This is a genomic window from Nocardioides oceani (genome assembly GCF_030412965.1).
Lineage (GTDB): Bacteria > Actinomycetota > Actinomycetes > Propionibacteriales > Nocardioidaceae > Nocardioides > Nocardioides oceani.
This window is the reverse complement of the sequence record NZ_JAUHJQ010000008.1, coordinates 150,914-164,038: the sequence shown is the minus strand read 5'-3', so window position 1 is coordinate 164,038 and position 13,125 is coordinate 150,914. Positions and strand designations below refer to the sequence as shown.

At 72.7% G+C, this 13,125-nt stretch carries 13 protein-coding genes; 5 read left to right on the top strand and 8 right to left on the bottom strand.

The features are described from left to right. Nucleotides 1-73 precede the first annotated feature (73 nt). Genes QWY28_RS17870 through QWY28_RS17860 form a run of 3 tightly spaced genes read right to left on the bottom strand, consistent with a single transcriptional unit; the run spans nt 74 to nt 3,268 of the window. Nucleotides 74-1,237: a thiolase family protein gene (locus QWY28_RS17870; protein ID WP_300953932.1), complete on the bottom strand. Its 1,164-nt coding sequence runs from the start codon at nt 1,235-1,237 to the stop codon at nt 74-76. Then, nucleotides 1,237-2,289 (bottom strand): thiolase family protein, encoded by a 1,053-nt coding sequence (locus QWY28_RS17865; protein WP_300953931.1) that lies wholly within the window; start codon nt 2,287-2,289, stop codon nt 1,237-1,239. Before QWY28_RS17865 ends, QWY28_RS17870 begins: the two co-directional genes overlap by 1 nt. Nucleotides 2,290-2,305: 16 nt before the next feature. Next, nucleotides 2,306-3,268, bottom strand: a complete 963-nt coding sequence (locus tag QWY28_RS17860; RefSeq protein WP_300953929.1) for a Zn-ribbon domain-containing OB-fold protein — start codon at nt 3,266-3,268, stop codon at nt 2,306-2,308. A gap of 58 nt (nt 3,269-3,326) precedes the next feature. On the opposite strand from QWY28_RS17860, the gene QWY28_RS17855 reads away from it, so the two are divergent. Genes QWY28_RS17855 through QWY28_RS17845 form a run of 3 tightly spaced genes read left to right on the top strand, consistent with a single transcriptional unit; the run spans nt 3,327 to nt 6,589 of the window. Continuing rightward, a complete protein-coding gene (locus tag QWY28_RS17855) occupies nt 3,327-4,370 on the top strand; it encodes an LLM class F420-dependent oxidoreductase (protein ID WP_300953928.1) in 1,044 nt (347 codons plus the stop codon). Further along, nucleotides 4,367-6,022, top strand: a complete 1,656-nt coding sequence (gene fadD8, locus QWY28_RS17850; protein WP_300953927.1) for a fatty-acid--CoA ligase FadD8 — start codon at nt 4,367-4,369, stop codon at nt 6,020-6,022. The genes QWY28_RS17855 and fadD8 overlap by 4 nt, the downstream gene beginning before the upstream one ends. 18 nt (nt 6,023-6,040) lie before the next feature. After that, nucleotides 6,041-6,589 (top strand): TetR/AcrR family transcriptional regulator, encoded by a 549-nt coding sequence (locus QWY28_RS17845; protein WP_300953926.1) that lies wholly within the window; start codon nt 6,041-6,043, stop codon nt 6,587-6,589. A 15-nt stretch (nt 6,590-6,604) separates the two neighbouring features. Here QWY28_RS17845 and QWY28_RS17840 read toward each other — a convergent pair whose 3' ends face one another. The 3 genes from QWY28_RS17840 to QWY28_RS17830 all read right to left on the bottom strand — a co-directional run bounded on the left by QWY28_RS17840 (nt 6,605) and on the right by QWY28_RS17830 (nt 7,989). Continuing rightward, nucleotides 6,605-6,865, bottom strand: a complete 261-nt coding sequence (locus QWY28_RS17840) for a hypothetical protein (protein ID WP_300953925.1) — start codon at nt 6,863-6,865, stop codon at nt 6,605-6,607. Between the two features lie 78 nt (nt 6,866-6,943). Beyond that, complete coding sequence (locus tag QWY28_RS17835) at nt 6,944-7,099, bottom strand: hypothetical protein (RefSeq protein WP_300953924.1); 156 nt, start codon at nt 7,097-7,099, stop codon at nt 6,944-6,946. A 59-nt stretch (nt 7,100-7,158) separates the two neighbouring features. Further along, the gene (locus QWY28_RS17830; protein ID WP_300953923.1) at nt 7,159-7,989 is read right to left on the bottom strand and encodes a crotonase/enoyl-CoA hydratase family protein; all 831 of its coding nucleotides are present in this window, start codon (nt 7,987-7,989) and stop codon (nt 7,159-7,161) included. 46 nt (nt 7,990-8,035) lie between these two features. On the opposite strand from QWY28_RS17830, the gene QWY28_RS17825 reads away from it, so the two are divergent. Both QWY28_RS17825 and QWY28_RS17820 read left to right on the top strand, forming a co-directional pair. Further along, nucleotides 8,036-9,691, top strand: coding sequence for an acyl-CoA synthetase (locus QWY28_RS17825; protein ID WP_300953922.1), 1,656 nt, complete (start codon nt 8,036-8,038; stop codon nt 9,689-9,691). 7 nt (nt 9,692-9,698) lie between these two features. Beyond that, nucleotides 9,699-10,805, top strand: a complete 1,107-nt coding sequence (locus QWY28_RS17820; RefSeq protein WP_300953921.1) for an NAD(P)H-dependent flavin oxidoreductase — start codon at nt 9,699-9,701, stop codon at nt 10,803-10,805. A 15-nt stretch (nt 10,806-10,820) separates the two neighbouring features. Here the strand turns inward: QWY28_RS17820 and QWY28_RS17815 are convergent, their stop codons facing one another. Together QWY28_RS17815 and QWY28_RS17810 are read right to left on the bottom strand one after the other, a co-directional pair. Further along, entirely contained in the window at nt 10,821-11,915 is a 1,095-nt protein-coding gene (locus QWY28_RS17815; RefSeq protein ID WP_300953920.1) for a glycoside hydrolase family 6 protein, read from the bottom strand. 87 nt (nt 11,916-12,002) lie between these two features. Then, nucleotides 12,003-13,121 (bottom strand): acyl-CoA dehydrogenase family protein, encoded by a 1,119-nt coding sequence (locus tag QWY28_RS17810; protein WP_300953919.1) that lies wholly within the window; start codon nt 13,119-13,121, stop codon nt 12,003-12,005. Nucleotides 13,122-13,125 lie beyond the last annotated feature (4 nt).

Genomic DNA, 13,125 nt, shown 5'->3' with positions numbered 1-13,125 from the left:
GGACCGCCCGGGGCGCTCGGTCGCCCCGGGCGGTGGTCGGCAGGCACGCGAGGCGTGCCGGTCGGCTCGTCGATCAGTTCGTCGGCCGGTCGGCGCCGACGACCCACATCGCGAAGAACTGCGAGCCGCCGCCGTACGCGTGGCCCAGCGCCCGCCGCGCGCCGTCGACCTGGTGCTCGCCCGCCGCGCCGCGCACCTGCAGGGCGGCCTCGCCGAAGCGGAGCATCCCCGAGGCGCCGATCGGGTTGGAGGAGAGCACGCCGCCGGAGCAGTTGACCGGCAGCGCGCCGTCCATGGCCGTGCCGCCGGACTCGGTGAGCTTCCAGCCCTCACCCTCGGCGGTGAAGCCGAGGTTCTCCAGCCACATCGGCTCGAACCACGAGAACGGCACGTAGATCTCCGCGGCGTCGATCTCCTTCAGCGGGTCGGTGATCCCCGCCTGCTTCCACAGGTACGCCGCAGCATCCCGGCCGGCCTGCGGGTTGACCTGGTCCCGCTCGGCCGCGGTGGTGGCCTCCGAGCGCATCACGGTCCCGTGGATCCAGGCCGGGTTCGGCGAGGCGGCCGCGGTGTCCTCGTCGACGATCACCATCGCGCAGGCGCCGTCGGAGGAGGGACAGGTCTCGTCGTACCGGATCGGGTCCCAGAGCACCTGCGAGGCCAGGACGGACTCGACGGTGGTGTCGGGGTTGCGCAGGTGCGCGTACGGGTTGCGCAGCGCGTTCTGGCGGTCCTTGGCCGCGACGATCGCCCCGACGTGCGTGGGCGCGCCGGAGCGACGGATGTAGGAGCGCACGTGCGGGGCGAAGTAGCCACCCGCGCCGGCGTGGACCGGCATGTTGAACGGCACCGGCACCGAGAGCGCCCACATGGCGTTGGACTCCGACTGCTTCTCGTAGGCCACCGTCAGCACGCGCTTGTGCACGCCGGCCTGCACGAGGGAGGACGCGACGATCGCGGTCGAGCCGCCGACCGAGCCGGCCGTGTGCACGCGCAGGAGCGGCTTGCCGGCCGCGCCGAGCGACTCGGCGAGGAACAGCTCGGGCATCATCACCCCCTCGAAGAGGTCCGGCGCCTTGCCGACGACGATCGCGTCGATGTCCTCCAGCGAGAGGTTCGCGTCCTCGAGGGCCCGGTCGATCGCCTCGCGGCACAGGCCGGCCATCGAGACGTCCTCGCGCTTGGCGCGGTGGTGGGTCTGGCCGACGCCGACGATCGCGGCTGGCTGCTTGGCCATCAGTTCCTGCCCTCCATGGTGCACACGATGTTCTGCTGCAGGGCGGGGCCGCTGGTCGCGTGGCCGAGGACCTTGGTGGCCTCGCCCTCCCAGACCTTGCGCGCCGCCTCGCCGAGGCGGATCAGGCCGCCGGTGAACATCGGGTTGCCGGCGAGGGCGCCGCCCGAGGGGTTCACGGCGACGTCGTCGGCCAGCCCGAGCTCGCGGCGCAGCACGAGCTCCTGGTGGCTGAACGGCGCGTGCAGCTCGGCCACCTCGACGCCGTCGACGCCGGCCGCCTGGGCCGCGCGGGCGGCCGAGGGGGAGCGGGTGAGGTCGCGGGTGCCCATGCTGATCGGGTCGACGTAGTGGCTGAAGCCGGTGATCCACGCGGGCCGGTCGCAGACCTCGCGGGCCTTGTCGCCGGCGGCGAGGACCATGGCGGCCGCGCCGTCGGTCACCGGCGCGCAGTCGTGCTTGCGCAACGGGTCGGCGTACATCGGTCGGGCGAGGAGCTCCTCGACGGAGGAGCCGCCCTTCCGGATGGCGTACTCGTTCTTCTCCGCGTCGGTGAGCGAGCGGTGGGCGACCTCGGCCATCGCGCGCTCGTCCCACAGCCCGGCGTCGATGCCGGCGCGGGCCTGGAGGCCGGCGAGCGACACGGTGTCGGGCCACAGCGGCGTCATCGTGTAGGGGTCGAGCTGCAGCGCGAGGGTCCGGCGGAGCACGCCGGCCGAGCTCTTGCCGAACCCGTAGACCAGGGCGGTGTCGACCTCGCCGGTCTGGATCTTCAGCCAGGCCTCGTAGAGCGCCCAGGCGGCGTCCATCTCGACGTGCGACTCGTTGACCGGCGGGATGACGCCGATCGCGTCGACCGCCTGGACGAACGAGAAGGACCGGCCGGCCAGGTAGTCGGAGGACCCCGAGCACCAGAAGCCGATGTCGCGCCGGGTCCACCCGGTCTGCTCGTAGCACTCCGCGAAGAGCGGGACGAGCAGCTCCACGCAGGTGGGCGACCCGTCGAACTCCTCCATCTGCCGCTGGGCGAACCCGACGACGGCGACGTCTCTCATCGTGCTGTCCCGCCCTTCACAGGTGGTGCTTGTAGGTGTCGTAGTCCGCGTCCGGGTCGCCGGTGGGACTGAAGTGGCTGATGTTCTCGATCGTGGTGCCCCACTCCTCGCGGGGCTTCCAGACCGCCTTGACCCGCATGCCCATCCGGACCTCCTCGGCGGGGATGTCGAGGATCAGGTGGAGGAAGGCGATGTCGGCGCCGTCGAGCAGGACGTACGCCGAGACGTACGGCGGCGTGATCCGCTGGCCCAGGAAGGGCACGTTGACGATGCAGAACGTCGTCACGGTCCCGGTCTGGGAGAGCTCGACCTCGTCGGTGGTCGGCGTGCCGTCCGCGGGGCAGGCGCTGCGCGGCGGCACGTAGACCTTGCCGCACGCGGGGCAGCGCTGGCCGATGATCCGGCCCTCGGCGATCGCTCGGTAGAACGCGGACTCCTCGGGCGATGCGGCGTACTGGTAGTCCAGCTCGACGGGGGTGATCACGCCCGTGACGGGGTTGTCGCCCAGGTCGCCGAGCTCGGTCGCGGAGCCGGTCGGGGCGTCCTCGGCCGGTTCGAAGCAGGCGATGTCGGTGATGGCGCCGACCCGCTCGGCGGCCCACCGGACCCGCACGCGCATGCCGGTGCGGACCTGGTCGGGGGAGGCCACGTCGAGCGCGTGCACGATCGGCGCGTCCGCGCCGTCGAGCGTGACGAGCGCGAAGGCGAAGGGCCGGTCCAGCGGCTGGCCGGCGACGGGCTCGGGCACCCACGTCCAGGACGTGACGGTGCCGGTGTCGGCGACCTCGACGAAGTCGTCGAGCTGCTGGTGGGTGACGGGGTCGAACTCGGGCGGGGGGACCACGACGCGGCCCTCGGAGGTGCGGCCGCCGACGACGCGCTGGTCGCGCAGCCCGGTGAGGAAGCGGCCCAGGACGGGGCCGGTCGACCGGGTGTAGTCGAAGGCGACCGTGACCGGAGCGGACAAGGTTCGGGACATGGTCCGGAAGTGAAACACGTTCTAGAAATCGCGGCAAGGGTCTGCCAGGGTGGCGGTCATGAAACTCGGACTGCAGCTCGGCTACTGGGGCGCGCAGCCGCCGACCGGGGTCGCGGAGCTCGTCGCGGCGGCCGAGGACGCCGGCTTCGACGCGGTGTTCACCGCCGAGGCGTGGGGCTCCGACGCCTTCACCCCGTTGGCCTGGTGGGGGCGCGAGACGACGCGCCTGCGGCTCGGCACCTCGATCGTGCAGATGTCGGGGCGCACGCCGACATCGATCGCCATGCACGCGCTGACCCTGGACCACCTCAGCGGTGGCCGGGTCGTGCTCGGGATGGGCGTCAGCGGGCCGCAGGTCGTCGAGGGCTGGTACGGCCAGCCGTTCGCCAAGCCGCTCGCCCGCACCCGCGAGGTCGTCGACGTCATCCGCAAGGTGCTGGCCCGCGAGGCGCCCGTGACCAACGACGGCCCGCACCACCCCCTGCCGTACGCCGGACCGGGCGCGACCGGCCTGGGCAAGCCGCTCAAGCCGATCGTGCACCCGCTGCGCGCCGACGTCCCGATCTGGCTCGGTGCCGAGGGGCCCAAGAACGTCGCGCAGACCGCCGAGATCGCCGACGGGTGGATCCCGATCTTCTACACCCCGCGGTCGGCGGGGATGTACCAGCCCTGGCTCGACGAGGGCTTCGCGCGGCCCGGCGCCCGTCGTACCCGTGCCGACTTCGAGATCGCGGCGACCTGCCACCTCGAGATCGTCGAGGACGCTGCCGGCAAGCAGGCCGTGATCGACACGATGAAGCCGTTCGTGGCGCTCTACATGGGCGGCATGGGCGCGAAGGACCAGAACTTCCACAAGCAGGTCTTCGAGCGGATGGGCCACGCCGACCTGGCGGCCGAGGTCCAGGAGCTCTACCTGACCGGCGAGAAGGACAAGGCGACCTCGCTCATCCCCGACGAGCTCGTCGACGACATGCACATCATCGGAACCGCCGGCGAGGTGCGCGAGCGCGTCGCCCAGTGGGAGGAGACCGGAGTGACCACGCTGCTGCTCAGCTGCCGTTCCGCGGACGAGGTCCGCCGCGTCGCGGAGGTGCTCGCATGAGCGCCCCGACCCTCGACCGGGGCCCGGACGCCACGTCGACCGAGGAGCTCATGCGGCTCGGCACCCACAACGGCCACCTCATGGTCGCCGCGCTGAAGAAGCACCGCACCAAGCCCGTCATGCACCTCGGCGACGTCACCCTCACCGGTGGGGAGGTGGCCCAGCGGATCAGCCAGTACGTCCAGGCGTTCGAGGCGCTCGGCGCCGGCCGGGGCACCGCGGGCGCGCTGCTCGCGCTGAACCGCCCGGAGGTGCTGTTCATCCTCGGCGCGGGCCAGACGCAGGGCTACCGGCGTACGTCGCTGCACCCGCTCGGCTCGCTGGAGGACCACGCCTACGTCATCAACGACGCCGAGATCACCACGCTGGTCATCGACCCGAACCCGATGTTCCTCGAGCGTGCGCTCGGCCTGCTCGAGCGCTGCCCGGGGCTGGACAAGGTGCTGACCATCGGGCCGGTGCCCGAGCAGCTGGCCGCGACACGCGCCGAGACCACCGACCTCACCGCGAAGGCCGCCGAGTTCGACCCGGCGCCCCTCGAGGCCGCCCTGCTCCCGCACGACCACGTCGTCTCGATCACCTACACCGGCGGCACCACCGGCAAGCCCAAGGGCGTCGTCGGCACCGCGCGGCAGATGAACACGATGACGCAGATCCAGATGTCGGAGTGGGAGTGGCCCGAGTCGCCCCGCTTCCTCATGTGCACCCCGCTCTCGCACGCCGGTGCCGCGTTCTTCGTGCCGACCGTGCTCAAGGGCGGCTGCCTCTACGTGCTGGCGAAGTTCGACCCGGCCGAGGTGCTGCGCACGATCGAGGAGCAGCGGATCACCGCGACGATGCTGGTGCCCTCGATGCTCTACGCGCTCATGGACCACCCGGACTCCCGCACGCGGGACCTGTCCTCGCTCGAGACCGTCTACTACGGCGCCTCGGCGATCAACCCGGTGCGCCTGCGCGAGGCCATCGACCGGTTCGGGCCGATCTTCGCGCAGTACTACGGCCAGTCCGAGGCGCCGATGGTCATCTCCTACCTCGGCAAGGCGGACCACGTGTCCGGGGACGACCGCCGGCTCTCCTCGTGCGGCCGGCCCTCCGCCTTCCTCCGGGCCGCGCTGCTCGGCGAGGACGGCCAGCCGGTCCCGACCGGGGAGCCCGGCGAGATCTGCGTGGCCGGGCCGCTGCTCGCCGGCGGCTACTGGAAGCTGCCCGAGCCCACCGCGGAGACCTTCCGCGACGGCTGGATGCACACCGGCGACGTGGCGCGTGAGGACGAGGACGGCTTCTGGTACATCGTCGACCGCACCAAGGACATGATCGTCACCGGCGGCTTCAACGTCTTCCCGCGCGAGGTCGAGGACGTCGTGGCCGAGCACCCCGCGGTCGCCCAGGTCGGCGTCATCGGCACCCCGCACGAGAAGTTCGGCGAGGCGGTCACCGCGATCGTCGTGCTCCGCGAGGACGCGCCGCGCGACGAGGAGGCCGTCGCCCGGATGACCGCCGAGATCCAGGAGATGGTCAAGGAGCGCAAGGGCTCGGTGCAGGCGCCCAAGCAGGTCGTGGTCGCCGACGCGCTGCCGCTCACCGCGCTGGGCAAGCCGGACAAGAAGGCGCTCCGCGCGCAGTACTGGACCGGGGACCGCGCCGTCGGCTGACGCACTAGCCTGCGGCGCGTGACCGGGTCCAGCACGCGCGCGGCGATCGCGGAGGCCGCGCGGCGGCAGTTCCAGGCCCAGGGGTACGCCGCCACGTCGGTGCGCGCGGTGGCCGCCGAGGCCGGGGTCGACGCCGCGTTGGTGATGCGCCACTTCGGCTCCAAGGAGCAGCTGTTCCTCGAGACGATCGACGTCGAGGGCGCCTTCGGCCAGGCGCTGGACGGTCCGCTGGGCCGGCTGGGGGAGCGGCTCGTCTCGCTCGTGCTCGACGACCGGCTCGGTCGCGTGTTCCGGACGACGTACCGCGCCATGATCCGGGCCACCGACAGCGACCAGGTGCGCGCCCACCTGCTCGAGGCGATGGACGCGACGCTCGCCGCGCCGCTCGCGGACCGGCTGTCCGGGCCGGACGTCGCGCTGCGGGCCCGGCTGGTGGCAGCCCAGGTCGGCGGCCTGCTCGAGGCGGTGGCGATCCTGGAGGACCCCGTGGTCAGCGGGGCGCCGAGCGCGCAGGTGGCCCGGTGGTACGGCGCCGCCGTCCAGGCGCTGGTGGACGGCGGCGCCTGAGCGCTCCGGACGCTCCTAGAGGAGCGCCTTGACGGTGCGGGTGTCGCCGTCGCGGCCGACGACGAGGAGGGTGCCGTCGGCGTTGTCGAGGTACTCGCGCACCGGGTCCAGCTCGAGCCCGGTCGCCTCGGCGATCTCGGTGTCGCGGACCGAGGTCACGGACTGGCCGAACCCTTCCGGCGGCGCGAGCTCGCCGGCCCCGCCCTGGGCCTGCTGCCAGAGCTCGCGGATGGTGTGCTGCAGGTCGTCGGTCGTTGCCTCGAGGTCACTGGTCATGCCCGCGCGGTACCCGGCACCCTCCCTGGCAACGGGTGGCGTGCCTGTGGGGAAGGTCTCCGCCGCGCGGTGACCGGCTCAGTCCTCGCGCAGCGCGAGGTGCTGGTCGACGTTGCGGCCGGCGTGCGGGTCGGGGAGCGGCGCGGCGTCGACCGAGACGACCGTGTCCTCGATCGGCGTCGGTGCCGGCAGGCGGGTGTAGTCGGTCCGGTCCTGCGGCTCGCGGCGGGTCATCGTGCCAGTGTGCGCCGTCGGGCGGGTCGGGGGAAAGGGGGCTCGGGACGCGCCGGGGCTCAGGACGCCGTGAACCGCGGGGCGCGCTTCTCGGCGAACGCGCGCGGCCCCTCCTTGGCGTCGTTCGAGGCGAAGACGGCGGCGCCGACCCGGGCGTCGTCCTTCCAGGCCTCGTCCTCGTGCTTGCCCTCGGACTCGCGCATCGTGCGGAGGATGGCCTGGACGGCGAGCGGCCCGTTGGCGGCGATCATGTCGGCGATCTCGTGGGCCTTGGCGAGCGCCTGGCCGTCGGGGACGACGTGCCCGACCAGCCCGATCTCCTTGGCCTCGGGCGCCTTGATGTGGCGGCCGGTGAGGAGCAGGTCGGCGGCCACGGTGTAGGGGATCTGCCGCACGAGCCGCACCGCGGAGCCGCCCATCGGGTAGAGGCTCCAGCGCGCCTCGGAGATGCCGAACTTCGCGGACTCCCCGGCCACCCGGATGTCGGTGCCCTGGAGGATCTCGGTGCCACCGGCGATCGCGGGTCCCTCCACGGCGGCGATGAGCGGCTTGGTGAGCCGGAAGCCCTTCAGGAGCCCCTTAATGACCGTCGGGTCGTACTCCCCGGACTCGAAGCTCTCCGACGGCGGCCGCTTGGACATCGACTTCAGGTCGGCGCCCGCGCAGAAGTAGCCGCCGGCCCCGGTCAGGATGCACACCCGGATCTCCGGGTCGGAGTTCACCCGGTCCCAGGCCTGCTCCATGATCGCGAGCATCTCGCCGGAGAGGGCGTTCCGGGAGGCCGGCCGGTTCATGGTCACGACCAGCTTGTGGCCGTCCTGCTCGACGAGGCAGTGCGGCTCCTCCGAAGAGGTCGCAGAGGGGGTCTGGGCGGCGTCCGTGCTGGTCATGGCGGGATGCTAGCCAAGAACGAGAACGTGTTCTAGTCTCCCCGGCGTGGCTCACAACATCGCTGACCTCTTCGAGCACGCGGTCGACGCCGCGCCCGACAACCCGGCCGTCAAGGTGGGTGATCGGGTCGCCACGTACGCCGACCTCGAGGCCGAGTCGAACAAGCTGGCGCACTACCTCCAGTCGCAGGGGGTGGGCCCCGGCGACCACGTCGGCATCTACGCCAAGAACAGCGTGGAGCACGTCGTGGCGGTCCTCGCGGTCGTGAAGATCCGCGCGGTCAACATCAACGTGAACTACCGGTACGTCGAGGGCGAGCTCAACTACCTCTTCGACAACGCCGACGTCGTCGCGCTGATCCACGAGCGTCCGTACGCCGACCTGGTGGCCGCGTGCTTCCCCCAGCACGACAAGCTGCGGGTGGCCGTGGTGATGCCGGACGCCATCGAACCCGACGACACCAGCGACGTGTCGTCGTACGGCGGCGTCCTGTGGGAGGACGCGCTGGCGGGCCAGTCCGCCGAGCGCGACTTCGGCGAGCGCAGCGGCGAGGACCTGCACATCATCTACACCGGCGGCACGACCGGCTTCCCCAAGGGCGTCATGTGGCGCCACGAGGACTTCTGGCGGGTGCTCGGCGGCGGCATCGACTTCTACACCGGCGACCGGCTCGACGAGTACGACCAGTCCAAGCAGGCCAACGACCCGCGGATGGTCACCTTCCCGCTCAGCCCGCTCATGCACGGCGGCGCGCAGGCGGGCCTGCTCATGCACCTGTTCGCGGGCCACCTGACGATCCTGGAGCCGAAGTTCGACCCGGTCCGGACCTGGGAGATCATCGACCGCGACAAGGTCCAGCTGATCTTCATGACCGGCGACGCGATGGCCCGTCCGCTCATCGAGGCCTACGAGGAGGGCGGCTTCGACGGCTCGAGCCTCTTCGCGATCTCCAGCAGCGCCGCGATCTTCAGCCCGCCGGTGAAGAAGCGGTGGATGGACGCGTTCCCCAACGCCGTCTTCACCGACTCCATCGGCGCCTCCGAGACCGGCTTCCAGGGCATGGGCATGCAGGAGAAGGGCAACATCAGCCCCGACGGCCCGGTCGTCGCGCTCGGCCCGGCCAGCGTGGTCATCGACGAGGACAACCGCGTCCTCGACGTCACCAAGGACGTCGGCCGGATCGGGCGGCTCGGCCGCGGCGGCCACGTGCCGGTCGGCTACTACAAGGACGAGGTCAAGTCCGCCGCGACGTTCCTGACGATCGACGGCGAGCGCTACTCGGTGCCCGGCGACAACGCCCGGATCGAGGAGGGCGGCAAGGTCACGCTGCTCGGCCGCGGCTCGAACTGCGTCAACACCGGCGGGGAGAAGGTCTACCCCGAGGAGGTGGAGATGGCGATCAAGGGGCACCCGGCGGTGTACGACGTGCTCGTGGTCGGCGTCCCCGACGAGCGCTACGGCCAGGCCGTGGCCGCGGTCGCCGAGCTGCGCGAGGGGCACACCCTCGACCTCGAGGAGCTGCGCACCTTCCTGCGCGCCCACCTGTCGGGCTACAAGCTGCCGCGGGCGCTCACGATCGTGGACCGGGTGCCGCGCAACGCCACCGGCAAGGCGCAGTACCCCAAGGCCAAGGAGATGGCGCTGGCCACCTCGGGCGCACCCTCCGCTACACCGTCCGCCACCGCACCCACGGGAGCCTGAGCACCTGATGCGTACCCCCCTCTGCGACGCCTTCGGCATCGACTACCCGATCTTCGCCTTCACCCCCTCCGAGCACGTCGCGGCCGCCGTGTCGCGCGCCGGCGGGCTGGGCGTGCTCGGCTGCGTCCGGTTCAACGACACCGAGGAGCTCGAGCAGACGCTGAGCTGGCTCGACGACAACACGGACGGCAAGCCGTACGGCGTCGACATCGTCATGCCGATGAAGGTGCCGGAGGAGGTCAAGGGGCTCGACGTCTCCTCGATGATTCCCGACGAGCACAAGCAGTTCGTCGACCAGACGCTCTTGAAGCTGGGCATCCCGCCGCTGCCCGAGGGCGAGGGTCGCGACGGCGTCCTCGGCTGGCTGCACTCGGTGGCCCGCAGCCACCTCGACGTCGCCCTGCAGCACCGCCCGGTGCTCATCGCCAACGCGCTGGGCTCCCCGCCGAAGGACGTCATCGACAAGTGCCACGAGCACGGCGTGAAGGTCGCCGCGCTCGCCGGTGCCGCCAAGCACGCGCTCAGCCACGTGCAGAACGGCGTCGACATCATCGTCGCGCAGGGCTTCGAGGCCGGCGGCCACACCGGGGAGGTCGCCAGCATGGTGCTGACCCCCGACATCGTCGACGCGGTCGGCCCCGACGTGCCGGTCCTCGGCGCCGGGGGCATCGGCTCGGGCCGCCAGGTCGCGGCGTCGCTGGCGCTGGGCGCCCAGGGCGTCTGGACCGGCTCGATCTGGCTCGGCACCGAGGAGTACCGCAACCTCTCGGCCAACCACTCCGCCTGGGAGACCGCCTTCACGCGCGCCACCTCCTCCGACACCGTGCGCACCCGGGTCTACACCGGCAAGCCGGCCCGGTTGCTGAAGACGAGGTGGACCGAGGCCTGGGCCGAGGAGGGCGCCCCACAGCCGCTGCCGATGCCGCTGCAGAACCTCCTGGTCGCCGAGGCGCACAACCGGATCGTCGCCTCGAACGACCCCGACGTCATCTCGATGCCGGTCGGCCAGATCGTCGGCCGGATGAACGAGGTGCGCCCGGTCGCCGACGTCATGGCCGACCTGGTCGCCGAGTTCGACGAGACGGTCAAGCGGCTCGACGGCTTCAGCGTCTAGGCGCCGCGGGCGGGCTCAGCGGTACGGCGTGGTGCGGGTGACCGCGAGCGCCCGCTGCAGGTCGAACGGCTTCGCCTGGCGGTGCAGCCACGGCCGGCCCGACCAGAGGTAGCCGTCGACGTGCTCGGCCGCCAGGCGGCGTACGTCGTCGGGCAGGCCCCAGCGCTCGTCGGCGACCCGCCAGGTCGGCGGGATCCCGAGCGTGACGCAGTGCCGCTGCTGCCTGGTCCGGCAGGTCGGTGCGTTGTCGAACCGGCCACCGTGGTGCGTCCGGTTGTACTCCCAGGTGAAGCCGCGGCCGTTCTGCGCGGTGTCGACGGTGAAGTGCTTGCCGGTGATGCCACGGGCCGCCAGCGCCTCGACGACCTGGGCGCCGAACCGGACCTGCCGGGCGGTCGTCTCGTAGTGGGTCGTGTTCAGGTGGAACCCCCGGACGCGGCGGACGCCGGCGCGGACCAGCTGGGTCACCGCCAGCTGCGGGTCCAGGTGGTTCCAGCCCGCCGAGCCGACCTCGATGTAGACCGCGGTGCGGGGGAGCGCGGCGAGGGTGCGGGCGGCGTACCCCACCAGCCGGGAGAGCTGCGTCGACCCGCGCGGTGCGCACAGCGCGAACGGGCCGTCGGGCTGCAGGACGACCGCGGCGCGGGTGTCGCCCAGGCCCTCCGCGAACCCCCGGATCCACTGCTTGTACGACGCCTTCTCGGTCTTCGTGGGCAGGCGCGTGCACGCCTCGTGCTCCCACGGGACCATCCGGAAGACCGTCAGCTGCACCAGCGCGTCCCGGTCCCCGCCCTGGGCGTTCGCGACGTACTCGCGCACGCGCGCGCCGATGTCGCGGTCGGGGATCCAGTCGCCGAACCACTTCGCCTTGGGAGCGTTCGCGATCCGGCCGAGCAGCTCGCGCTTGCGGCCGGTCGCGCGCTCGTACGGTGCCCACGCCATCTCCGCGCCGCCCCGGTAGACGCCCCAGGTCCCGCCCGCGAGCGGGTTGTCGCCGGCCGCCGGCGCGGCGGCCGGGCCAGCAGGGGAGGAGCCGGCCGGCGCGGCGGGCAGGAGCGCGAGCAGGAGCGCCACCACGAGGGCAGGCAGCAGCGGCAGCCGGGGGGACATGCCGCCGAGGCTAGGCGGACGTCAAGCAGGCGCGCCGCCGATCCGGCCGGGTCTGACCGATCGGACGACGCGGGTGGTGCCGCTGGGTCAGGCGGGCTCGGCGGCCAGGTGGCGGCCGATGAGCAGCGCCTGCTCGGTCGCGCCGCCGTGCAGGAACTCGAAGCGCTTCGCGGTCGTGAAGTAGCGGTGCGCCTCCCCGTCGAGGTCGATGCCGACCCCGCCGTGGACGTGGACCGTCGTGTGCGCGAGCCGGTGTCCGGCGTCGGCCGCCCACAGCTTCGCGATCGCGACCTCGCTGTCGGCGGGCAGCCCCTCGGAGAGCCGCCACGCCGCCTGCCAGAGGGTCAGCCGCTGGCCGAGGACGTCGATGTAGCCGTCCGCGAGCCGCTGGGAGACCGCCTGGAAGGTGCCGATCGGCCGACCGAACTGCTCCCGCGTCTTCGCGTACGTCGCCGTGAGCGCCAGCGCGCCCTCCGTGACGCCCAGCTGCTCGGCCGCCGCGGCGAGCACGAGCAGCTGGCGCAGCCGCCGGTCGACCGTGCCGTCGGCGGACCCGAGCAGCCGGTCCGCGGGGAGCGCGGCGCCGGCGAGCTCGAGCCGGGCGACCCGGTCGCCGTCGGTGAACGCCTGCGGGGTCAGCGTGACCCCCGCGTCGTCGGGCCGGACGAGGAAGACGCCGACCCCGTCGGGGGTGTCGGCCGGGACGAGCAGCAGGTCGGCGTACGGCCCTGCCGGGACGACCGCCTTGGCGCCGGTCAGCACCCAGCCGGACCCGTCCCCGCCGCGGCTGGCCACGGTCGTCGGTCGCTCGGGTGCGAAGGAGCGGTCCTCGGCGACCGCGGCGGTGAGCACCGAGGCCCCGGAGGCGGCTCCGGGGAGCCATGCCGCCTGCTGCTCGGGCGAGCCGTGCTCGGCGACCAGCCGCGCGGCCGGCCCGTGGAAGGCGAGCGGGACCGGCGCGACCTTGCGGCCGACCTCGACCAAGACCCGGCACAGCTCGAGGATCGCGAGACCGGCGCCGCCGTGCTCCTCGGGCAGGGCCAGGCCGAGCATCCCGGCCTCGCCGAGGTCGCGCCACAGGTCGCGGTCGAACCGGTCGCCGTCCTGCTCGACCGCGCGCATCCGCTCCGGTGTGGCGCGGTCGGCGAGGATGCGGGCGGCCAGCTCGGCCGCCTCGTCCTGCTCGGGGGTGAAGGAGAAGTCCATGCCG